This window comes from Pseudomonas sp. 1 (genome assembly GCF_056626735.1).
On the sequence record NZ_JBWXMQ010000003.1, the window covers coordinates 242100 to 261802 of the forward strand.

Below are 19703 nucleotides of genomic sequence, written 5' to 3' on the forward strand. Positions count from 1 at the left end.
AGTTGGTGGGCTTGGTACTGACCTGTCGAGCGTCACAGTTCCTCCCCATCTTGCTCCTTTCTGAATCCAAGCATACTGGACACAATGCCCGCCATGCTCTTGGTGTCGTTTGGTATCCATCGCCCGTAGTGCTTTCTCACCATCGTCGTATCAGCGTGTCCTAACTGACGAGCTACCCATTCGACCGGAACGTAGCTCGACAACATCTGGCTGGCAAAGGTGTGGCGACACTGGTTGGCCCCGCGATGACGAACATCCGCCTTTTTCAGGTGCGCGGTGAACCAATTGCTCAGGGTCTTGCCGCTCCATAGCAAACCGCTGGTCGAGCTGCGGAAAAGAAATCTGACTTTCATCTTCTTTGACGTGATGTTGTCACGCTGGATTACGGTGATCTCTTCTGTGGGGGCTCCCCTGGCCTCAGCAACGATCTCTTGCATCAGTTCCCGTGCGGGGTCTATCAGCTCGACGACCCTCACCCTGGAGCGTTCTTTCGGAACTTTGAACTCGCCCACGACTAACGCGCGCCGGACATGCACCAGGCCGGCATCAAAGTCGATGTCCTCAATAGCGAGTGCGATAAGTTCGGATAGCGAAAGTCCGGCCCAGCAGTTGAACTCAATCATCCTGGTATCGGGTCGTCGATCCGGATCCGCTTTGCCGATCAAATCAATCTCGGTGCGACTGAAGGGATCGGCGTGCTCGAGGTCGACGTCCGAACCGACGTTGCTGATTCGGTTCAGTGGGTTGGCTTTCAAGATGCCGTCGCCGAAGGCGTCAGCCCAGACGCCTCGGACGACGGTGAAGACGTCGTTTACCGTCTTTGGGGATAGGCCTTGCTTCAGCAGCTGTGCTTGAAACAGCTCTATATCACTCTTGCTGATGTCCACGATCCGGCGTTTGCCAAATCTGTTTTCGACGTGCTTAGCCTTGCTGACATAGTTAACGACGGTGCTAGATGCTTTGAGTGCGCGTTGAACTTCCAGCCATCGATCGATACCTTCCTTCACGGTGCGCTTCAGAGAAGGCCCGCCAGTTCCCGTGAACATTGCTGCCCTGGGAGAGTTGGGGAAGTGCGCCGCATAGTCGAAGCGGCCCTCTTTAATCTCAGCAAGAATGGTGCGACGTTTGTTGTCGGCGTAGGCGATTGCAGCTTTGTTCACCTTCGAGATCCCTTCCAGTGGTTCTCGGCATCGCTGGCCATAGAAGATGAACCAGATGCGCAGCTGTTTGCCGTTCATCTCGACACCTGTGGGCATCTTGTCACTCATGGTTGGCCTGCCATCCACTTTTCAATTGCTTCCTTGTTGTAAACCAGCACATTGGCGGGGTCTGTACGGTAATGCCTGCCCTCCAGCCAAAGCCCGCGAGAACGATACTTGCGGACAGCTTCCGTGCTGAGTCCGAACACTGGATAAAGCAGGTCTTGGCGGAACCAAGCGCCTGGTGTTATTTGAAAATCAATTTTTTCTGCGGCGCTCATACCTCGGTCTCCTGTTGCTGACCAACGAGTGCTGCATGCTTCCACGCTCTGCGTTTCCAAGCAGCAAAGCCCGCCCGGTAAGCGTAATGCTCACGAGCGAACGAATCGGATGTCTTCGAACCGTGTGCGGTGATGTACGTCTTGCGCTGTGCGCAGTACTGCAGGCCTTCGGGCACGGGGAACTCTATTTCGAACTCGGTGCGCTCGTCGATCAGCACCTCGTTGACGGCTGCTTGTGAGGGACTTTTGGGGTTGAAGTTAGCTTGCGTATACCCCACAACAGGCTGCGCGGGCGGGCGGCTATGAGCGTTTCGCGTTGCATCGGGTGCGGCTGCCTCGCGCAGCTTTTCGTGGGGGGTAGGCAAATCGGCTGCACTGCAGGAAGGAGCGGTAATGCCTGCTGCTACGCAGCAAAGACTGTTTTTTACAGGCGTGTCTATCCCGCTGGTACTGCGGAGCAACGCGGTTTGGTACCGGTTGCCGTTCTGAGAATGAGTCATGTCGCTTTCCTGCGAAGTTCGATAGAGAGTTGATCCATCAAGCGCTGGTGGTACGTAAGCCTGGCTTCGGTGGGTGACCATGGGCGGATGGTTTCTGTCGTGGGCTCTATACCGATCAGGCAATCCCAGGTGGCCGGATTGGGTGGCATGAGGTCGCGACGCTCGGTAGCTAGAGCAATCAAGTCGGCATGGCGGACGGAGGCCGGGAGATCAGATGCGAGGTTGAACCGGGTGCATATGCGTTCCCATATCCAACTCTCGACATCCTGATATGCGTGCATCCATTGCTTCAGGGGGCTCACCATATCGCCGACGTAGGCTTCAGTCGCGTCGTGGAGGAGCGCGGCTAGTTTGTCCTGCTCGGGCACGAGATCTGCGACCAGACAGCTATGTTGCGCCACGCTGTAGAACTCGCGGGTGTGGCCGTTGAAACGACACAGATTGGCCAGCGAGTGGGTGATGTCTCGCGGGTCGATCAGATCTGCGTCAGGCTCGTGCAGGTCGAACCATTTGCTGGTGAAGGTTAGGATCTCGCTCATGCTGCGCTCCCCTGCGTTGTTGGTTCTAGCAGAACGGCCATGGCGAGCACTTGATCACGCAATGCGCGAGTGTCGCGCTCCAGCTTTTTGCCGGTGCGGAACGTGTTGTAGATCTCCGCGGCAATCCGGAGTTTCTCGGCGATATCCAATAGCAAATGACGTTCTATTTCGCCGCATGCCGACACTTTCTGGAGGCGCTTGCTGAACTGCACCAAATGACTGTGATCAGTCTTATTGAAGTTGAGAGACGCTTTCAGTTCGCAGATGGTCTTGGCGCTTTCAGCGCGTTGGATCTCGTCGCTTTCTTTATTTCCAAGTGTCTTGCCGTCGCTGTGGCCCATTTTGTAACTGGCCCAGACGAGGAGGGCGGCGAACGCGATCAGAGCGATGAGTGTGCAGATCTGAATTGCGGTCATGTGGTGTGCTCCTGTGATGTCATTGGCTGGTGGTGGCAGCCATTCGGTTTGCGGTGGTTATTCGTCCGGGCCGTCCTGCTGCCGCTGCATGTCTTCGTCGGCCTTGTAGGCGCGGATGTCGATCAGAGAGGCGACGTGCCGGATGTGGGCGTACTTCGGTGCCTTGCGGCTGGTGTCCAGCGTGGTGATGGGGAGCTGGATGCGGCCGCTGCTGATCTCGGCCACGAACGATTGCTCGTTGAGGTTGCGGAAATACTGCTCGCGCACTTTGTCGAGCGGGATCAGAACGTCGCCGAAGATGCGGTAAAGCAATTCGACGGTGGCTGATTCCGGCGCCGGGTGCAGGCGCAGGGGGTTTTGTGCTGTGTTACTCATGGTTTTGTTGGGCCTCCTTGCGTTGTTTTCTGGTCGGGTGGTTCCAGGCGTTCAGGCAATGTGTTCTGGTCAGCTCGCGCAGATGTTCGGGCACTTCGAGGAGCGCGGCGTTGCGCTCCTCTCGTGTCCGCATAGCGATGATCTGGCGGGCGTATTCCCTAGGCCACGTCACGGCTGTCTGCCGGGATTGCAGGCAGATCGATACCCAACTGTTCCGCTAGCCAGCGGATGCCAGGTTGTTTCACCTTGGTCGACTGGCTGTACTGCATGCCGAGCTGATCGTGGTACCACTGGCCGTCCTTGATTCGCAGGAAGTCGCAATCACGGTTGGGATAGGCCGGTAGGTTCCGCTCGTTAAGCAGACCTTTTTCACGCATGCGTGCGATGAGCTTCGGCCGAGTCAGACCGAGGTGGGTAGCGGCTTGGGCGAGGGTGCGTTCCATGGTGCGCCCCTCATGCCGCGTGCGCAGCTGGAGTTGCCGCTGCAGCAAGGTGGTTGATGGACTCGCTGACTTTGCCGTAGATCTCGACATCGCTGCCGTACACGGTGAAGCAACGGGTGTGCGGACTTTTGTTACCGATGCTCAGGATGGTGGTGACACCTGAGCGAGACTGAGTGCGATGAAGCGCGACGATTAGCGGGTAGTCGAAACCCATGTCGAGGTTCAGCACACCGCCGGTGTGTACCAGCTCAAACACTCGCTGCTTGTCCGAGACTTCAAAGCGGCCGTATTCGCGGCTGGCGTGTGGGCGGTGCAGGAGGTCGCTGGTATTGCTCGCGTCGAACGGGCCGTTGGCGATTTCTTCGATGAAGTCGGCCAGCTTGAGATGCATCTTCTTTTCGTTCGGCAGGGTCAGCGTGTGGCGTTCGCTGCCCAGCTCGACAACGAAAGTGCTTTCCGTAGTTCCACGTTCAGCCTTCAAGCGGAACGCCAGACACTCGCGCTTGGGCTCTGTGCGGAGTAAGTGATTGAAGGTCTCGGACAGGTTGACCTGGGCGTTTAGCAACTGCAGTGTGCGGTTGTCGATTTTGAACTTGATCATGCCGCGTGCCCTCCGCCGTTCGGATCGAATGGAGTGGAGGCAGTGGGTGGTTGCTGCTTCTGTTTGGTGGTGACAAACGAGCAGCCGCTCTCGCGAGCTAGTCGGCGAATCTCGAAGATTATGAGGGGTGTTGCAGCAGCTGGGTGGACGTGCAGTGTTGCTGTGGTGTGCATGATTTCGGCTCGCTCTGTGGTGAAGAGTTCGAGCAATATCAACCATTGGCTTACATCATGTCAACCACTGGTTGATTTTAATGGGTTTTAGACTTTTGTCGATTTGGCCTCAGGTCTTTGCTGGACAGAATGATGGCGAATTGGTAGCTTTCTTGTGCGCGCATGTAGCGCCAATTTATTTAATTAATTCCATACCTACTTTCAACAAGCTAAAAGGATTTTATATGTCGGATCAGAATCTATCTCATTTAATTATGATGAGGTTCGGCACAGGGGCTGGAGAACCAACCAGTTATCAGCTTCAAAAAATCAAGGCATATATAGCGGCCGTTCAAGACTCAGGGAAGATTCCAAGTGAGTCTGACTTGTTCAATGCAGTGCATATGTACTGTCCTACAGCGGGAAAGTTTAGCTATTCCGGTATTGATAATTCGGATGTCAAAGTGATGTTGGCGCTTGCTCTCCAAGTCGCAAAAAGATAAGGGTCGTAAAATGTTAGAGCAGTTGAAAGAAGAAATTGTTAAGGTTTGTCGGATTCTAAATTGGAAGCCCACCGATGTAGAATTGGTGGAGATTGCTCGTCAACTGTCGAAGTTGCATTCTCCAACACTTCAAGATGTTCATGTCGTTGTTGCTAAGGTCTGCCCTGATCAATTGTATCTGGACTTGCAGGGGATTGATAATTCTGAAATAAAAACTCTGCTTGCACTTGCTATCCAAGTTGCTAAATCAAAGGGCTAAGGATGCCTAGGGTAAATGAAAAAAGTGTACTTAAGGCGCGAAAGAAAATAACGGAATTGAGGGGGTTGTATAAAGATGCTATAAAGCTTTATTTGACCTCTGCTCCCGTAAGTTCGGATAATGCTTTAGCTGCAATATTGAACCTGCAAGACGTTGCGTCCACTTACTTTAATTACGTAGAAACTTTTGTGGGCGAGAGTTCGCTGTTGGGGGCTCATAAAACCGCCCTTTGGGCCCAAGGTTATGCTGAAGATTGCGCAGCGATTCTAGACGAGATGCCTGAGTACTATGAGTTGTTGAAAGTCGAGTTTTCAAAGCATTCCTCAATTGCCCCGGCTGTCACTCTCCCAAGCAAGACTGCATTTGCCAATATGCAGCGAATGGTGAAGAAATACCTTGAGCCTGATGTTGGCGAGCCAATAAGGGAGGCTTTTGTAACCGCGTCTCTGCCAGTGTATGGTTTTGATAACGAAGAAAAGGACTTTATGAGTAAGAAACTTCAGATTATATTGTCGTCAACTTTTGGTGTGATAGCGATTTTGCTGACCGTTGTGATTAGCTTCTTTCTTCCGCATCCTAGTGATTATCAATATGCGACTCTACACACTTTCAGAGCTATCGCCGGCGCAGGTGTAGTTGCTATGTATCCAGGTTTTATTGAGGTCAAACTTGGCAAATGGTTGCGTTCCGGTGGAGCTTTAGCCGCTTTCGTTTTTCTTTACACAATGAATCCTCCGGCAATGAATACTCACTTGGATGCTGATAAGCGAGCTGAACAGAATGCTCCGGTCTCATCTGTAGAAACGTCCACTAAGTAATTTGGATTTTTTTTTTGGTTGGAGCATAACTGCGGAAGTTACTCGGGGATGAAGCTTCCCACAACCTTTCCGCAGATGTGAGTCTCTTCCGTAATATCAATTATTGGATATTGCGGATTAATCGGTCGAAGAAATTGACGGCCTGCATCTTCGACTAATATCTTGAAAGTAGCCTCGTTGGTGCGTGGAACCCTGGCAATTACCCTGTCACCCGTCTTGGTTTCTGCCTCAGGATCCACGAAAATAATACATCCTGTTGGGTAACTACGGCCAGGTCCAGGATTCGTCATCGAATCCCCAAGTACCTTCAACGCATATCCGTTGGAACTAATTTGAACAGGGCACGAAAGCCAAGAATCGGCTTCGTAAGCTTCAAAATTTGAGATCGCCTCGCACCAAGCCCCTGCCTGAACCCACGAGATCAAAGGTACTTTACCAAAGCGCTGATTGATCTCACGGATGTTGCTCACGTCATTAGCGGCTATCGTACGAACGTTACTATCGCCAGTTTGCTCTTTCGGCAGCACACCGTATTCGAGCCATTCCCTCCTAACCTTCAGCCATGAGCAAAGGGCAGACATACTGTCTGCCTCAGCCATAGCTTCGCCGTTAAGCCACTTGCTAATGGCCTGAGTGGTCTTTTCCACCCCAAAACTTTTAAGCTGACGATGAATATCCACACCACGACCCCGGCTTCGTACGCCGGCATCATCGAGGGCTTCGTGTAGGCGCTCGCTGAAAGCTGCGCGTAGAGAATTTTTATCAACCATGAGTTGAGAGTCTCATAAAGGTTGCGCAATAGTCAGTTGATCTATAACATCAACCGCAAGTTGATAAATGGAGGTTGTCATGTTGGACCCCGCAGATTTTCCGAGCGCGATTGCGTACGCCTTTGAAGCCGTTGGCGGCATCGGGGCCGCCGCTAAGGTATGCAATAGAAGCTACCAAGCACTGAACAAATGGCGTCAGGCTGCATGCCTGCCGCGAACGGATTACACAGGTGAAACCCAATACGCTGAGTTGTTGGCGACTGCTGCAAAGCAGAGAGGCAACGCATTCCAAGCGGCTTGGCTGTTGAACGCTTCGGCTCCACAAAAAGCTGCAGCGTAGCGAGAAAAAAGGCGACCCAAAGGTCGCCCAGTTCCTCCCGGCTCGCACCACCACAGCGCTGTCGGGTCGCAATAGAGGAAGGCGGGCACACCACATGCAACCACCTCTCTTTATCGCGCTTTTCCAAGGCTTGGAAGCCTTGGTGTTGCTGCCTTTTCCACCACAGATTGGGCAGCTGTTGCGCCAGGGGTGAGCAACGGACTGCTCGCCCCGGCACGGTGCCGGTATCGATCCCTAAGATCTAGCCGGTGTTTGGGCCTCTTCAAGCCACGCGGCAAATGTATCACCACTGCATGTCGCGCGGCACTGGCAACTTACAAGGATTAATGCCATGAGCCGTATCGCTCTGAGTTCAGTTGAGCGGGCGCAGCGGGAAGTTTTGCCGCTCGATCTCGCGCTTTACCATGCTGCCCGGGATTACCCTGGCGGCGCCGCTGCTATCGCTGCCACCACCGGCCGGAATGCGACCACTCTGCAGCACAAGCTGTCCCCAACCCATCCCAGCCACACGGTGAACATTCAAGAGTTCGGCGAGATTTTGGAGCTGACCAAGGATCGCCGCATTCTGGATGCGGTGCATGCGTTGGTCGGTGACACGACTTGGCAGGAGCTGGCTGAGGCGTACACCAATGACATGCCCGAGACGTTGACCACCGGGATAGCCGAGTACTTCCGGCAGGTCGCGGATCTGGCGGATACTTGGGCCAAGAGCATTGGCGACGGTGTGGTTTCTGATGAAGAACTGGCCGCGATTCGCCTGCAGGTGTTTCGAGGCATTCAAGGGCTGTTGGGGTTGTTCAACCGCGCCACCTACGTCAATCAAACGACGCGGGGTACTGAACGTGGTTGATATCGTCGACTTCGCTAATGACCTGGTGCAGGAGCGTATTGATCAAGCGCTCGCTGCACGTCTCCTCGCCGCCAAGCCAGCTTTGGCGGCACATTCGTTTCTGTTCTGTGAAGCGTGCGATGGGCCGATCCCGGAGGCTCGCCGTTTGGCGCAGCCCGGCTGTACCCAGTGCGTCGATTGCCTTTCGCTCGCGGAATTGAAAGGGGCACGCCATGCTCGATGAGGTATTGGGGCAATTCGCGGATTACGGTCTTGAGCCCGCGCAGCCATTGGTGTTCGGCAAGCTGACCCGTTGCAAGACGACACAGGACAAGGGCAAGGAAAAGAACGGCTGGTATGTCGTTCACGAGCAGCGCACCGAGAAAGGCGAAACGTTGATTTTCGGTGCGTTCGGTGACTGGCGTTCGGGCGAGTCTCAGAAGATCAAGGTCAAGGCTGGGCGGATGTCGCCTGAAGAACGCGAAGTTATGCGCGCTCGGCAGGAAGAGGCCAAACGCCGCGCGGCTGAGATATCGGCCAACGCGGCACGTCGTGCGGCGAAGCGTGCAGCGGGTATGTTCAAACGCATGCCGGAGAAGGGCCGTAGCGACTATCTGGATCGCAAGCAGATCGTCGGCTTTGGCGTTCGTTATGCGCCGCGCACCGGTGCGTTTCTGGTACCGATGAGCAACGTACGCGACGAGATTGTCGGCCTGCAGGTGGTGTTCCCAACCAAGCAAGAGGATACCGGCCGGGATAAGTCCTATTGGCCTTACGGCATGTCGAAGGAGGGCGCTTTCCATCTGATCGGGCCGCACCCGGATCCGGGCGAGCCGGTGCTGGTGTGTGAGGGCTACGCGACTGGCGCAAGTCTGCATATGGCCACGTCATTGACCGTGGCCGTTGCGTTTGATGCGGGAAATTTGCTTGTGGTCTGCAAGGCCATGCGCGAGCGTTTTGCCGGTTGCCCGCTGATCATCTGCCGAGACGATGACTGGAAGACCACGAAGCCGAATGGTGACGCGTGGAATCCCGGTGAAGAGAAAGCCAACAACGCGGCGCTGATAGTCGGTGGCCAGGTGGTTGCGCCGATCTTTTCCAGTGAGCGGGAAGCCAAGTGGACCGACTTCAACGACCTGCATGTCGCTGAAGGTTTGGAGGCGGTGCGCCGTCAGGTGTTGGCGGTGGTCAAACCCCCGGCCGCTGGTGGTTGGAAGGATCTGCTGGCACGCAGCGAAAGCGGCGCGCTGATTGCGCACATGCAGAATGTCGAGTTGATCCTGGCCAATGATGAGCGTTGGGCCGGGGTCATCAGTTACAGCGCGTTTAGTTCGAAGATCGTCAAGCTGCGTGCGGCGCCTTATGGCGGCGGCACGGGCGATTGGGCGGACATTGATGATGTGCGGGTGATGAAGTGGCTCGCGCAGCAGTACAACTTGCGGGTCAAGGCCTCGCATGTGATCGAAGCGGTGAGCGTGGTTGCGCATGACCATGCGTTTCATCCGGTGCGGCAGTACCTGCGCAAACTTGAGTGGGATCGGGTGCCGCGTCTTGAAAGCTGGTTGACGGAGGTCATGGGCGTTAAGGCCACGGATTACTCCTCAAAAGTTGGCAAGCGTTGGATGTTGTCGGCCGTGGCGCGAGTGATGAAGCCGGGCTGCAAGGCTGACTCGGTGATGATTCTGGAAGGTGCGCAGGGCGCTGGTAAGTCGACCGCGATGAGCATTCTCGGCGGCGAGTGGTTCATGGACACGCCGTTTGCGTTGGGCGACAAGGACGGCTTTCAGGCGATCCGGGGCAAGTGGATCGTTGAGCTGGGTGAGCTGGACAGCTTCAACAAAGCTGAGAGCACGAAGGCCAAGCAGTTCTTCTCGGCGTCCACCGACACTTACCGCGAGAGCTACGGCCGCAGAACAATGGACGTGCCACGCCAGTGTGTTTTCGTGGGTACGACCAACCAGGACGAGTACCTGAAGGACGCCACCGGCAACCGGCGCTACTGGCCGGTCGCGTGTACCAAGGTGGATCTGGAGTTGTTGCGCTCGATGCGCGATCAACTGTGGGCCGAAGCGGTGTTCTGTTACGACGCGGGCGACCTCTGGTGGGTGACGCTGGATGAGGCGGCAATGTTCGGCGAAGAGCAGGACGAGCGCTTTGTGGTGGATGAATGGGAAGGGCCGATTCTGACCTGGCTGGAAGAGTCGCAGATCGGCGAGACCACCACCGGTAGTGACGTGCTCACAAGTGCGTTGAAGTTGGACTTCGGGCATTGGGGTAAACCGGAGCAGATGCGCGTCGGCGCGATCATGCATCGGTTGGGCTGGCGGCGTGTTCGGTTGCCGGCGTTGGCAAAGAGCGGCCAGCGGCCTTGGGCATACAAGAAGCCGGCAGGGTGGGGCGGTGCGTCGGCGTTGCAGCGAGTGGAGTTCGAGGAGCCTTGCTTTGATTAAGGAGATCGATTCGCTGCTTCGGTTGTGGGCGCATGAGCTGCACTCGGAACATTCAAAAGGAGGGCTGGCTGGGGGAAACATGGTTGCCATGATGATGGAGAGCAACGGGCAACTGATCAGGGGGCGGCGCGCATTTCGTGCGCCGCTGGAGAGTTCGTTGGACATCGAGCTGATCGTGACCAAGCACCTCGCGCCAGAGCTGGTGACGGTGGTGCGTGAGCATTACTGCACGCTCGATGTGGATATGCGCTTGCGGTATGCCCACTGCGGTTGTGGTCGCGACACGTACTACCAGCGCTTGCATGATGCGCATCTGCAGATCTTTGGCGTGATGATGGGGCTGGCTGCGTGACCCCAGGTATCTGTCCGGCTGTTGTTGTCCCACTGGTCCGTCTTGTCTCGCTGTGTTTTGATGCAGTGGGACAGCTGCGGGCCTTGTCGTTGTTGGGTTGTCCCACCGTCCCGCCTAGTAGTGCCTCCCGCCCGTGTGAGCGTAGCGGGCGAGCAGTACGCGCTTACGCGCGAACGCGTGTTCTTTAAATTTCTTCCTTTACACGAGAAAGTAGAAAGATAAGTAGGACAGTGGGGCGAGGCCCCGAATTCAGGCGCTCTCAGGTGTCCTACTTCGACTCTGAATAGTGGGACGTATGGGACACCGCCGAGGCAAGAGAATGCCGGGGAGGTGTATTCGCCGACATTCGCTAGACGTTCACCCTGCGTTACCCACTTATTCACCGGGTGGCATTAAAACAGGGTTGCTGCCACCGGAATCGACCTGTAAAAAGTAGTCATCTTCGATAGGTGCGACCGCAGAGAGCGGCAGGCACCACACCACCAAACCCGGCCATTGCGCCGGGTTTTTGCGTTCATGAGGTAGGCGATGACAAGCGAGCAACAAGCACTGGCAGAAATGCCGATCTGGTTAGTGATCGTCCTGGCTCTGGTCGGTGGCGTATCGGGGGAGATGTGGCGGGCCGACAAGGATGGGGCGCGGGGCTGGGCGTTGTTGCGCAGGCTCGCGCTTCGGTCCGGGGCCTGCATTGTCTGCGGGGTGACGGCGATGATGTTGATGATCGCGGCCGGCATGACGATCTGGACGGCGGGCGCCTTGGGATGCCTCACGGCGATGGCCGGCGCGGATGTGGCCATCGGATTGTACGAACGATGGGCTGCCAAGCGTCTGGGCGTCAGCGAAGTCCCGCCCACCGGGGGCACGCAGGGGTGATGCACCGATCTGGGGCGCCGAAAACCGCCGGGGACCCTAGGGGTATCTGAAGGACACGGGGTCGGAAACCCGCGGGAAACTGTTAGCGGGAGCGCCCCCAGCTTACTGAAATTCAATCCATTGAAATTGAAAGGTCTGCATTGAAAAGCCGTTGAAAGGAGGGCTTATGACAGAACCAACTTACCTGTCAAAAAGCGCCTTCGCGGCGCGGATCGGCAGGGCGCCGAGCTACATCACCTGGTTGAAAAACAACAACCGCCTGGTGCTGTCGCCGGACGGAAAACTGGTGGACGTACAGGCCAGCGAAGCGTTGATTCGCGACACCGCTTACCCAAGCAAAACCGCCGTCGCTGATCGGCACCAACAAGACCGGATTCAGCGTGACGTTTACAGCCAACTCTCCACCTCGGTCGAGCCGACTTCCACGGCTGCGCCGCCGCAGGTTCTCACCAGCGATGGCAAGCAGCCCGACTTCCAGAAGGCCCGCGCTCTGCGCGAACACAACATGGCCATGCTTGCCGAGATCGAGCGGCTGAAGGCTCAGGGTTCTTTGGTATCCAAGAAAGCGGTCGAAACTGGAGCCTACGACGCAGGCCGACTGCTGCGCGATCAATTGTTCGGGCCGCTGCCTCAGCTGTCCCATGACCTGGCCACCATGACCGACCCTTGGTTGATCGAAAAGCATCTAGCGGCCACGTTTCGCAAAACGCTGGAAGAGGCTGAGCGCCTCTCTTCAGCAGATCTTGAACATGCCCTGACACCGGACTGAACCCATGCACACGGAATTTTCTGACGGTGCAAAGGTGTACCGTGAGAACTATTTCCGTGGACTGCGCCCGGATCCAGATCTTTGGATTGATGAATGGGCCGACGAGTACATGCGAATCCCGCGTGACACCGGTGCCCCTGAGCCCGGCCAGTATCGCACCTCACGGACACCTTATGCCCGCGAGCCAATGCGCTGCCTGTCGCCGGCTCACCCCTGCAGACGCGTGGTCACCATGGTGGCCTCGCAGTTGATGAAAACCCAGATCGCCCTCAACTGGATGGGTGGCCTGATCCACATGGCGCCGTCGAACATCCTGGCGCTTCTCCCCAGCCTTGGCCTGTCCAAGCGGGTTTCGGGGCGAATCAGCAAAACCATTAAGGCCACTCCCGTTCTGCGCGAGCGGGTCGCGGCCACCCGCTCGCGGGACGCACGCAACACGATGGACACCAAGGAATTCGAGGGTGGCTCTCTGTATGTCACCACCGCTGGTTCTGCGGCCAACCTTTCGGAGCTGTCGGCGCGTTATATCTACGGCGACGAAGTCGACCGCTGGGAGAACGACGTCGGCCAAGAGGGTGACCCCATCAAGCTGGCAGAGACGCGGGCAACCAACTTCGGTCGCAACGCCAAGATCTACTTCTCTAGCTCGCCGACGATCAAAGGCGCCTCGCGGATCGCTGACCTGTTCGAGTCCAGCGACCAGCGCTATTACTACGTGCCATGCCCTAACTGCGGTCGCATGCAGGTGCTGGAGTGGGAGCGGCTGCATTACAGCAAGGACTTCAGCACTGTGCATTACGAGTGCGCGGCCCCTGAATGCGACGTGCTGATTGAGGAGCACCACAAGAGCGACATGCTTGCCCGAGGCGAGTGGCGCGCCCATGCGGCGGGCGACGGCAAGACCGTTGGTTTTCATCTCAATGCGCTGTACTCACCGACCGGGTGGATGGACTGGGCTTCGCTTGCCATCGAATTTGAAGACGCCAAAAAAGCTCAGGCTCAAGGTGATACCAGCCTGATGCAGGTGTTCTACAACACGCGTCTCGCGAAGGTCTGGGACAGTGCACTCGAACAGACCAAGGCCGAGGTGTTGATCGCTCGGGCGCGGCTGGAGAATTACACCCTCGGTACGATGCCTGCCGGTGTGTTGATGCTGACCGGCGCCGTCGACGTCCAGGCCAACCGCCTGGAACTGATGGTGATGGGCTTTGGCGTCGGCATGGAGCGCTGGGTGGTCGACCACCAGATCATCTGGGGCGATCCGGCAGACGAGCGCACCTGGGCTGTCCTGGACGAGAAACTCAAGGCCCGTTACCGGCATCCCTGTGGTGTCGGTCTGGCGATTCTCGCCGTCGGCGTCGACTCCGGCGGTCACCACACCGATGAGGTCTACCAGTTCTGCCGCGTTCGCCGCTGGCGCAACATCTTCGCCATCAAGGGCGCGAGCAAGCCGGGCCGACCGGTGATTGCACAGCGCCCGTCCATGGTCGACGTGACATGGAAGGGCCAGACCGAACGCAACGGCGCCGAGCTGTGGTTTGTCGGTACCGACACTGCCAAAGACTGGATCTACAACCGCTACCCGTTCCCGGACGGCCCCGGTTCGCTGCACTTCGCCAATGACCTGCCGGACGAGTTCTTCGCCCAGTGCGTCGCCGAGCGCAAAGTCGTGCGCTACGTGCGCGGACACAAGCGCATCGAATGGGTGAAGGGCAAGGCTGAGCGCAACGAAGCGCTAGATCTGATGGTGTACTGCCTCGCGATGGCGCACTACCTCGGCATCAACCGCTATCAGGAACACGATTGGGACAGGGTGCGACAAGCCCTCGCTCAGTCGGGCCTGTTTGACGACGCCTTGGGCGTCAAGCCTGTTCAAGGTGAGCGAGTTAATGACGAGCGAACACCTGCGCCTGCGGCAGTGCGTCAGGCTCAGTCTGTACCACCACCCACCGCACCGGCTGCGCAATCGCGACCGGCAGCTCCCCCTCAACGCCGTAGCTCCAACAGTGGCTATCTGAAGAGACGCTGATATGTCCTTTACTCAAAAACACCTCGACGCCATCGAGCGCGCCATTGCGCGTGGCGAAAAGACCGTGCGCTACAGCGACCGAACTGTGGAATACCGCGACGTCGACGAACTGCTCCGCGCCCGTGAAGAAATCCGCAGTTCGCTCACCAGCGCTGCCGGCCCCCGCTCGCGGGTTGTGCGGCTCAGTCACGGAGGCAAGGGAATCTGATGGCTCGACAATTCCCGGCGCTTTCCCGTAGCGGATTCTTGCTGCCATCAAACATCAAGGCCAGCTACGAAGGCGCCGGGGAGGGTCGCCGATCTGCGAGCTGGGATGCCTCCGACAATGGCATCAACAGCATCAACACCCCGGCGCTGCGTAACTTGCGTGCCCGCTCACGGGCGGCGGTGCGCAATGACCCGTATGCGGCCAACGCCATCAACAAACGGGTCAGCAACCTGATCGGCACAGGTATCACGCCACGCCCAAAGGTTAAAGACGAAGAGCTGCGCAACCTACTGCAAGAGTTGTGGGACGACTGGGCCGACGAGTCGGATGCCGACGGTCTCTGCGACTTCTACGGCCAGCAGGCGCTGGTGGCTCGCACCGTCGAAACGGCAGGCGAGTGCTTTGTGCGATTGCGTCCGCGCAGTCTGGACGAAGGCTTGGTGGTGCCGCTGCAGCTGCAGTCCCTGGCACCGGAGTTCGTGCCGCACGACAAGTTCGAGATGACCAAGACCGGCAACATCATCCGTGCCGGGATCGAGTTCAACCCGGCCGGCAAGCGCGTGGCCTACTGGATGTACCGCTCGCACCCGCGTGATGCGTCGTCGCTCAACAGCGGCTACAACCAACTGGTGCGCGTTCCGGCCAGCCAGGTACTACATATCTTCGAACCTCTAGAGCCTGGGCAGTTGCGCGGCGTGCCGCGAATGTCACCGGTACTCAAACGTCTGCGCAGTCTCGACAACTACGACGACGCGGTGCTGTTCCGGCAGGAAGTCTCCAATCTGTTCGCCGGCTTCATCAAACGTCCGTCGCCGGACATGGGCCAGGTACCTCGCGACCCGGTCACCGGCCAGTTGATCACCGCCGACCGCGACGGCTTCACGCCAATGGTCGCGCTGGAACCCGGCACCATGCAGGAGCTGGGCGCAGGTGAGGAGGTGGAATTCTCCAAGCCGCCGGATGCCGGCAACAACTATCCGGACTTCATGCGTCAGCAATTGATGGCAGCGGCAGCGGGGACCGACACGCCCTACGAGATCCTCACGGGCGATATGAAAGGCATCAACGACCGTGCGTTGCGCGTCGTACTCAACGAGTTCCGGCGCCGCCTCGAACAACTGCAATTCAACGTGTACATCCACCAGCTTTGCCGGCCGGTTCGCGCTGCTTGGCTGGACATGGCGGTATTGAGCGGCGTGATCGAACTGCCGGACTACGCCAAGCGTCGTCGCGAATTTCTGCGTACGCGTTGGGTGCCGCAAGGCTGGGCCTACATCCAGCCGGTGCAGGATGTGCAGGCGCGAATGCTTGAGGTCAATGCGGGATTCGGTTCGCGCAGTGAGATGTGCTTGCGTACTGGTTACGACGCCGAAACGGTCGACGCGGAGAACGCGGCCGACGCTCAACGTGCCCGCGATTTGGGCCTCAATTACCGAACGCTCGTCGAGGTCGATACCCACCCTGACGATCAGGAGAAACCATGAAACCGCCGTTCCCTCTACGAATCTTCAACAAACTGGACGGGCAACTGCCCGTGCAAGACAAACACTGGTACAGCCTTCAAGCCAGCGGCGAAGCCGAAAAACGCACTATCGAGATTTACGTCTATGGCGAGATAGGTGCCTGGGGTATCACCGCCAATCAATTTATACGTGACCTCGCTGCGCTGGATGATGGTGTGTCGCCGGTCGTTGCAGCCTTCAACAGCATCGGCGGTGACCTGTTCGACGGGGTGGCAATTCACAACGCCTTGTCGCGGTTAGGCGAGCGATGCACCGGCCGGATAGATGCCTTGGCCGCCAGTGCAGCAAGTGTCGCGGTGTGCGGTGCACACCGAGTGGTGGTCGCGGAAAACGCCATGCTGATGATCCATAACCCATGGACGTATGCCTCGGGCGGTGCCGAGGATCTGCGCAAGGTTGCGGCGGCGCTGGATCAGGCGCTGGAGGTCATCATCGCGGCCTACAAAGCCAAGGCGCCCGACATCGACGAGGTCGAGCTACGACGTCTGGTCAATGCGGAGACTTGGCTGACAGCCCGCGAAGCGGTGGCCCTCGGGCTGGCCGATGAGATCGGCGACGGCGTGCAGATCAAGGCTTGTCTGGGGCAGGGCACCGTCATGCAGAAATACCAGCGCACGCCCCAGGCGCTGCTGGATCTGCTCAACGAACCCACGAAACCGACCGAACCGGTGGTCGACAAGCCTGAGCCATCGGCGCCTAGTGCGGATGCGGCGGCGCTGGCTCTGCTGATCACCAAGTCCTGCAACCAAGGCGGAATGAGCAACCTGATCGAGCCACTGCTTGCCACTACCAAGCTGGTAGATGAAGCGACCGTGAAAGCTGCGATCACTCAGGCCAAGTCGATCCGCGATCTGTGTGTGGCTGCCCGGTTGCCAGAGTTTGCGGTGGAGTTCGTACAGGCCGGACTCGATACCAGCGCCGTGCGTGCCCGGCTGTTCGACAAAGTTGTAGGGAAAGGTGGGGGCTTCGAGATCGACAACAGCCTGCCACAGAACGAAGACCCGGCACCCAAGATTCAAGCCAAGCAACCCGATCCGCCCTCGATTTGGGCAGCGCGTCAGGCCGCACAATCTCAAGCCTCTAAAGGAGCAAGACCATGACCATCAAACGCGAACCGATGCATGCAGGCGAGTTCCTGCTGTCTGAAGGCGCCGGAACCATTTCTCGCGAGGCGATCAACGTCGCGGCCGGCCCCGCTCTGGAACCCGGACAGATCCTCGGCCTGGAGACCGCAACCGGCGAGTTCGCCCCGTACAACCCGACCGCCGAAGACGGCACTGAAAACGCCGTCGCCATACTCTACGGCCCGCTCGGCGAGTCAGACGTCGTTCGTCGCGGTCGCGCTGTTGTCCGGCTTGCCGAGGTCAGCGAAGTCCACCTGACAGGCCTGGACCCGGCCGCCGAGAAAGCGCTCGCCGCACACCATCTGATCGTCCGCTGAGTCGATCCTTTTTAAATGCATCCCGCCGCGCGCGGGATTTTTCGTTTCTGGAGAGTACCCATGGCCGATATCGCCATTTTTGATGACGAAGCTTTTAGCGTCGATTCGCTGACGGCTGCGTTGAACGACCAGCCTTACTTGCCAGGACGCATCAGCGCGCTGGGCCTGTTTCGCGAGGAGGGCATCACCACCCTGACCGTGCAAATCGAGAAGGACGGTGACACCCTGGCCCTGGTACCGGCGGGTGAGCGTGGCACCTCTGGTCTGGTGGTTGCTGCCAGCAAGCGCAACCTGATCCCGTTCAACACCGTGCACCTGCCGGAGCGTTTCACCATCAAGGCCGACGAGATTCAAGGCATTCGCGCCTTCGGCACTCGCACCGAGTTACAAGCAGTACAGGACGTGGTCAATGCGCGCTTGGCCAAGGCGCGGCGTCAGTTGGACGCCACACACGAATTTCAGCGCATGGGCGCATTGAATGGCCAGATCCTCGACGCTGACGGCAAGACCGTACTGCTGGATCTCTATGACCGCTTCGGTGTGGGGCGCCAAAAAATGTCGATGGGACTGACGGATGCGGGCACGGAGTTGCGGGTTAAGTGCGGTGAAGCCTTGGATATGCAAGAGGACGCACTCGGCAGCGTGACCAGCACCGGTTCTCGCGCCTTCTGCGGCAAGAACTTCTGGAACAAGCTGATCGTTCACAAGTCGGTCAAAGAGACCTACCTCAATAGTCAGCAGGCAGCCGCTCTGCGCGGTGATGCTCGTGAGAGCTTCGAATTCGGCGGAATCATCTGGGAGCGCTACCGTGGCAAGGTGGCGGGCGTGTCGTTCGTGCACGACGACAAGGCGCTGTTGATCCCTGAAGGCGTGCCGGATCTGTACATCTCGGTGTTCGCACCGGCTGACTACATGGAGACGGTCAACACCCAAGGCATTCCGTACTACAGCATGATCGAGCCGCTGCCGTTCAAAAAAGGCATGGCCGGTGAAGCGCAGTCCAACCCGCTGCATCTGTGCACGCGACCACGTGCGCAGGTTCTTCTGGAGCTTTGACCGTGGCGTTCCGGGAGTTGCTGGAGGACATCGACGACACGGTGTTCGAAACGCTGGGCGACACGGCCCGGATCGAGGGCTACGACGAACCGGTGCTGGGCATGTTCGCCGCGCCCTGGTTGCAACCCAAGATGGGCAATATAAGAACGGCGTTGCGTGAACCGAAGTTCGAGATCCGCGTCCGCGATTCGCATGGACTGAGAAAAGGGCTGCTCGTCAGTGTGGATCTGCCGGCGCTGGACGGTGGTGGCGACTACGACCTGCTGCAGCTGGAGCCGGGCGGAGACGGCCTCGTCGCCTTGATACTGAGGAAACGACCATGAGCGTCGGCAGCCACTTCAAGCCCTCGGCCGGCGGCGGAATGATCTCGTTGCAGACCTCGGCGGCAGACCTGAAAGCCTTTCAGGTTTTTGCCGCCGTCGTACCAAAAGCAGCGGCCAATGCCCAACGCCGTGCGATCAACAAAACCCTGCGCTGGCTCGCCACTCAAATTGCCCGCGCCGTCGGCCGTCAGGAACGCATTGCGGTCGCCGCCGTTCGGCAGCGCCTGCGGGCCTACCCGGTCAATGGCGGAGCCAACAGCGGCAAATTGTGGTTCGGTCTCAATGCAATAGAAGCCAGCCGCATCGGCCGACCTCGGCAGAGCCGCTCCGGAGTGTCGGTGGCGGGGCGCCGCTTTCAAGGTGCGTTCTTCAAGAAGGTCTACGGCAACAGCGCAGATGTCTGGATCCGCACCGGCAGCAAACATTTCAGGGCAGACGATTACCCCGACAGTGATGTCAGCGGGGCGATCGGCGCGAGTTCGGGCTGGATCGCCGAACACGACAACCGCTTCCCGCTGGCCAAAGCCAAGGTGTCTCTGGAGCAGGCCCGACCGCACTTCGAAAGCTGGGTACGCAAAGCCGACGAACACCTGGTGCATGTCCTACAGCAGGAACTCAATTTCGAAGTGCAGAAGCACTTGAAGGGGAAATGAC

The 19703-nt window shown here is 58.1% G+C and carries 27 protein-coding genes; 18 read left to right on the forward strand and 9 right to left on the reverse strand.

Annotation, left to right across the window (positions count from 1 at the left end; genetic code table 11):
• Window positions 1-32: 32 nt before the first annotated feature.
• The 8 genes from AC1MDC_RS06640 to AC1MDC_RS06675 all read right to left on the reverse strand — a co-directional run bounded on the left by AC1MDC_RS06640 (window position 33) and on the right by AC1MDC_RS06675 (window position 4354).
• Window positions 33-1268 (reverse strand): Arm DNA-binding domain-containing protein, encoded by a 1236-nt coding sequence (locus AC1MDC_RS06640; protein ID WP_480392699.1) that lies wholly within the window; start codon window positions 1266-1268, stop codon window positions 33-35.
• The gene (gene xisR, locus AC1MDC_RS06645) at window positions 1265-1480 is read right to left on the reverse strand and encodes an excisionase family protein (RefSeq protein ID WP_471879140.1); all 216 of its coding nucleotides are present in this window, start codon (window positions 1478-1480) and stop codon (window positions 1265-1267) included. Before xisR ends, AC1MDC_RS06640 begins: the two co-directional genes overlap by 4 nt.
• Window positions 1477-1980: a hypothetical protein gene (locus AC1MDC_RS06650; protein ID WP_480392700.1), complete on the reverse strand. Its 504-nt coding sequence runs from the start codon at window positions 1978-1980 to the stop codon at window positions 1477-1479. The genes xisR and AC1MDC_RS06650 overlap by 4 nt, the downstream gene beginning before the upstream one ends.
• Complete coding sequence (locus AC1MDC_RS06655; RefSeq protein WP_471879142.1) at window positions 1977-2519, reverse strand: phosphohydrolase; 543 nt, start codon at window positions 2517-2519, stop codon at window positions 1977-1979. Before AC1MDC_RS06655 ends, AC1MDC_RS06650 begins: the two co-directional genes overlap by 4 nt.
• Window positions 2516-2935, reverse strand: coding sequence for a hypothetical protein (locus AC1MDC_RS06660; protein WP_471879143.1), 420 nt, complete (start codon window positions 2933-2935; stop codon window positions 2516-2518). The genes AC1MDC_RS06655 and AC1MDC_RS06660 overlap by 4 nt, the downstream gene beginning before the upstream one ends.
• Before the next feature lie 57 nt (window positions 2936-2992).
• Complete coding sequence (locus AC1MDC_RS06665) at window positions 2993-3310, reverse strand: pyocin activator PrtN family protein (RefSeq protein WP_122505817.1); 318 nt, start codon at window positions 3308-3310, stop codon at window positions 2993-2995.
• A 158-nt stretch (window positions 3311-3468) separates the two neighbouring features.
• A complete protein-coding gene (locus tag AC1MDC_RS06670; protein ID WP_480392701.1) occupies window positions 3469-3753 on the reverse strand; it encodes a phage antirepressor KilAC domain-containing protein in 285 nt (94 codons plus the stop codon).
• A 10-nt stretch (window positions 3754-3763) separates the two neighbouring features.
• Window positions 3764-4354, reverse strand: coding sequence for a hypothetical protein (locus AC1MDC_RS06675; RefSeq protein ID WP_471879144.1), 591 nt, complete (start codon window positions 4352-4354; stop codon window positions 3764-3766).
• A 253-nt stretch (window positions 4355-4607) separates the two neighbouring features.
• Between AC1MDC_RS06675 and AC1MDC_RS06680 the strand changes: the two genes are divergently transcribed.
• From AC1MDC_RS06680 to AC1MDC_RS06690, 3 genes are read left to right on the forward strand one after another with little or no spacing between them, the layout of a single operon-like run.
• The gene (locus AC1MDC_RS06680; protein WP_471879145.1) at window positions 4608-5009 is read left to right on the forward strand and encodes a hypothetical protein; all 402 of its coding nucleotides are present in this window, start codon (window positions 4608-4610) and stop codon (window positions 5007-5009) included.
• Window positions 5010-5019: 10 nt separating this feature from the next.
• Complete coding sequence (locus tag AC1MDC_RS06685) at window positions 5020-5268, forward strand: hypothetical protein (RefSeq protein WP_480392702.1); 249 nt, start codon at window positions 5020-5022, stop codon at window positions 5266-5268.
• A gap of 2 nt (window positions 5269-5270) precedes the next feature.
• Window positions 5271-6086: a hypothetical protein gene (locus AC1MDC_RS06690; protein ID WP_480392703.1), complete on the forward strand. Its 816-nt coding sequence runs from the start codon at window positions 5271-5273 to the stop codon at window positions 6084-6086.
• Between the two features lie 38 nt (window positions 6087-6124).
• Here AC1MDC_RS06690 and AC1MDC_RS06695 read toward each other — a convergent pair whose 3' ends face one another.
• Window positions 6125-6856, reverse strand: coding sequence for a LexA family protein (locus AC1MDC_RS06695; RefSeq protein ID WP_471879148.1), 732 nt, complete (start codon window positions 6854-6856; stop codon window positions 6125-6127).
• A gap of 79 nt (window positions 6857-6935) precedes the next feature.
• Between AC1MDC_RS06695 and AC1MDC_RS06700 the strand changes: the two genes are divergently transcribed.
• From AC1MDC_RS06700 to AC1MDC_RS06770, 15 genes are all read left to right on the forward strand, one after another.
• Window positions 6936-7196 (forward strand): hypothetical protein, encoded by a 261-nt coding sequence (locus tag AC1MDC_RS06700; protein ID WP_480392704.1) that lies wholly within the window; start codon window positions 6936-6938, stop codon window positions 7194-7196.
• Between the two features lie 331 nt (window positions 7197-7527).
• Complete coding sequence (locus tag AC1MDC_RS06705) at window positions 7528-8046, forward strand: phage regulatory CII family protein (protein WP_480392705.1); 519 nt, start codon at window positions 7528-7530, stop codon at window positions 8044-8046.
• Complete coding sequence (locus AC1MDC_RS06710) at window positions 8039-8269, forward strand: TraR/DksA family transcriptional regulator (protein WP_122611979.1); 231 nt, start codon at window positions 8039-8041, stop codon at window positions 8267-8269. The genes AC1MDC_RS06705 and AC1MDC_RS06710 overlap by 8 nt, the downstream gene beginning before the upstream one ends.
• On the forward strand, window positions 8259-10475 hold the full coding sequence (locus AC1MDC_RS06715) for a VapE domain-containing protein (protein ID WP_480392706.1): 2217 nt from the start codon (window positions 8259-8261) through the stop codon (window positions 10473-10475). The genes AC1MDC_RS06710 and AC1MDC_RS06715 overlap by 11 nt, the downstream gene beginning before the upstream one ends.
• A complete protein-coding gene (locus AC1MDC_RS06720) occupies window positions 10468-10827 on the forward strand; it encodes a PA0613 family protein (RefSeq protein WP_480392707.1) in 360 nt (119 codons plus the stop codon). The genes AC1MDC_RS06715 and AC1MDC_RS06720 overlap by 8 nt, the downstream gene beginning before the upstream one ends.
• A gap of 528 nt (window positions 10828-11355) precedes the next feature.
• A complete protein-coding gene (locus tag AC1MDC_RS06725; RefSeq protein ID WP_137215294.1) occupies window positions 11356-11700 on the forward strand; it encodes a phage holin family protein in 345 nt (114 codons plus the stop codon).
• Between the two features lie 166 nt (window positions 11701-11866).
• Window positions 11867-12469 (forward strand): terminase small subunit, encoded by a 603-nt coding sequence (locus AC1MDC_RS06730; RefSeq protein ID WP_480392708.1) that lies wholly within the window; start codon window positions 11867-11869, stop codon window positions 12467-12469.
• A gap of 4 nt (window positions 12470-12473) precedes the next feature.
• On the forward strand, window positions 12474-14498 hold the full coding sequence (locus tag AC1MDC_RS06735) for a phage terminase large subunit family protein (protein WP_480392709.1): 2025 nt from the start codon (window positions 12474-12476) through the stop codon (window positions 14496-14498).
• A 1-nt stretch (window position 14499) separates the two neighbouring features.
• Complete coding sequence (locus tag AC1MDC_RS06740; RefSeq protein ID WP_266200793.1) at window positions 14500-14706, forward strand: phage head-tail joining protein; 207 nt, start codon at window positions 14500-14502, stop codon at window positions 14704-14706.
• Window positions 14706-16190, forward strand: coding sequence for a phage portal protein (locus tag AC1MDC_RS06745; RefSeq protein ID WP_480392710.1), 1485 nt, complete (start codon window positions 14706-14708; stop codon window positions 16188-16190). Before AC1MDC_RS06740 ends, AC1MDC_RS06745 begins: the two co-directional genes overlap by 1 nt.
• Complete coding sequence (locus AC1MDC_RS06750; RefSeq protein ID WP_480392711.1) at window positions 16187-17329, forward strand: head maturation protease, ClpP-related; 1143 nt, start codon at window positions 16187-16189, stop codon at window positions 17327-17329. The genes AC1MDC_RS06745 and AC1MDC_RS06750 overlap by 4 nt, the downstream gene beginning before the upstream one ends.
• Window positions 17326-17670 (forward strand): head decoration protein, encoded by a 345-nt coding sequence (locus AC1MDC_RS06755; RefSeq protein ID WP_471879155.1) that lies wholly within the window; start codon window positions 17326-17328, stop codon window positions 17668-17670. The genes AC1MDC_RS06750 and AC1MDC_RS06755 overlap by 4 nt, the downstream gene beginning before the upstream one ends.
• Window positions 17671-17730: 60 nt before the next feature.
• Complete coding sequence (locus AC1MDC_RS06760) at window positions 17731-18726, forward strand: major capsid protein (RefSeq protein WP_460129528.1); 996 nt, start codon at window positions 17731-17733, stop codon at window positions 18724-18726.
• Between the two features lie 2 nt (window positions 18727-18728).
• Window positions 18729-19049, forward strand: a complete 321-nt coding sequence (locus AC1MDC_RS06765) for a head-tail joining protein (RefSeq protein WP_480392712.1) — start codon at window positions 18729-18731, stop codon at window positions 19047-19049.
• The gene (locus AC1MDC_RS06770; protein WP_480392713.1) at window positions 19046-19702 is read left to right on the forward strand and encodes a hypothetical protein; all 657 of its coding nucleotides are present in this window, start codon (window positions 19046-19048) and stop codon (window positions 19700-19702) included. Before AC1MDC_RS06765 ends, AC1MDC_RS06770 begins: the two co-directional genes overlap by 4 nt.
• Window position 19703: the final 1 nt, after the last annotated feature.

What these genes read in the sequence shown, in the direction of transcription:
- AC1MDC_RS06725 (WP_137215294.1), top strand. Translation starts at nt 11,356, where the DNA reads ATGACAAGCGAGCAACAAGCACTGGCAGAAATGCCGATCTGGTTAGTG.
- AC1MDC_RS06650 (WP_480392700.1), bottom strand. Translation starts at nt 1,980, where the DNA reads ATGACTCATTCTCAGAACGGCAACCGGTACCAAACCGCGTTGCTCCGC.
- AC1MDC_RS06700 (WP_480392704.1), top strand. Translation starts at nt 6,936, where the DNA reads ATGTTGGACCCCGCAGATTTTCCGAGCGCGATTGCGTACGCCTTTGAA.
- AC1MDC_RS06730 (WP_480392708.1), top strand. Translation starts at nt 11,867, where the DNA reads ATGACAGAACCAACTTACCTGTCAAAAAGCGCCTTCGCGGCGCGGATC.
- AC1MDC_RS06695 (WP_471879148.1), bottom strand. Translation starts at nt 6,856, where the DNA reads ATGGTTGATAAAAATTCTCTACGCGCAGCTTTCAGCGAGCGCCTACAC.
- AC1MDC_RS06705 (WP_480392705.1), top strand. Translation starts at nt 7,528, where the DNA reads ATGAGCCGTATCGCTCTGAGTTCAGTTGAGCGGGCGCAGCGGGAAGTT.
- AC1MDC_RS06655 (WP_471879142.1), bottom strand. Translation starts at nt 2,519, where the DNA reads ATGAGCGAGATCCTAACCTTCACCAGCAAATGGTTCGACCTGCACGAG.
- AC1MDC_RS06735 (WP_480392709.1), top strand. Translation starts at nt 12,474, where the DNA reads ATGCACACGGAATTTTCTGACGGTGCAAAGGTGTACCGTGAGAACTAT.
- AC1MDC_RS06740 (WP_266200793.1), top strand. Translation starts at nt 14,500, where the DNA reads ATGTCCTTTACTCAAAAACACCTCGACGCCATCGAGCGCGCCATTGCG.
- AC1MDC_RS06640 (WP_480392699.1), bottom strand. Translation starts at nt 1,268, where the DNA reads ATGAGTGACAAGATGCCCACAGGTGTCGAGATGAACGGCAAACAGCTG.
- AC1MDC_RS06715 (WP_480392706.1), top strand. Translation starts at nt 8,259, where the DNA reads ATGCTCGATGAGGTATTGGGGCAATTCGCGGATTACGGTCTTGAGCCC.
- AC1MDC_RS06685 (WP_480392702.1), top strand. Translation starts at nt 5,020, where the DNA reads ATGTTAGAGCAGTTGAAAGAAGAAATTGTTAAGGTTTGTCGGATTCTA.
- AC1MDC_RS06745 (WP_480392710.1), top strand. Translation starts at nt 14,706, where the DNA reads ATGGCTCGACAATTCCCGGCGCTTTCCCGTAGCGGATTCTTGCTGCCA.
- AC1MDC_RS06660 (WP_471879143.1), bottom strand. Translation starts at nt 2,935, where the DNA reads ATGACCGCAATTCAGATCTGCACACTCATCGCTCTGATCGCGTTCGCC.
- AC1MDC_RS06680 (WP_471879145.1), top strand. Translation starts at nt 4,608, where the DNA reads ATGGGTTTTAGACTTTTGTCGATTTGGCCTCAGGTCTTTGCTGGACAG.
- AC1MDC_RS06755 (WP_471879155.1), top strand. Translation starts at nt 17,326, where the DNA reads ATGACCATCAAACGCGAACCGATGCATGCAGGCGAGTTCCTGCTGTCT.
- AC1MDC_RS06760 (WP_460129528.1), top strand. Translation starts at nt 17,731, where the DNA reads ATGGCCGATATCGCCATTTTTGATGACGAAGCTTTTAGCGTCGATTCG.
- AC1MDC_RS06670 (WP_480392701.1), bottom strand. Translation starts at nt 3,753, where the DNA reads ATGGAACGCACCCTCGCCCAAGCCGCTACCCACCTCGGTCTGACTCGG.
- AC1MDC_RS06690 (WP_480392703.1), top strand. Translation starts at nt 5,271, where the DNA reads ATGCCTAGGGTAAATGAAAAAAGTGTACTTAAGGCGCGAAAGAAAATA.
- AC1MDC_RS06750 (WP_480392711.1), top strand. Translation starts at nt 16,187, where the DNA reads ATGAAACCGCCGTTCCCTCTACGAATCTTCAACAAACTGGACGGGCAA.
- xisR (WP_471879140.1), bottom strand. Translation starts at nt 1,480, where the DNA reads ATGAGCGCCGCAGAAAAAATTGATTTTCAAATAACACCAGGCGCTTGG.
- AC1MDC_RS06665 (WP_122505817.1), bottom strand. Translation starts at nt 3,310, where the DNA reads ATGAGTAACACAGCACAAAACCCCCTGCGCCTGCACCCGGCGCCGGAA.
- AC1MDC_RS06770 (WP_480392713.1), top strand. Translation starts at nt 19,046, where the DNA reads ATGAGCGTCGGCAGCCACTTCAAGCCCTCGGCCGGCGGCGGAATGATC.
- AC1MDC_RS06675 (WP_471879144.1), bottom strand. Translation starts at nt 4,354, where the DNA reads ATGATCAAGTTCAAAATCGACAACCGCACACTGCAGTTGCTAAACGCC.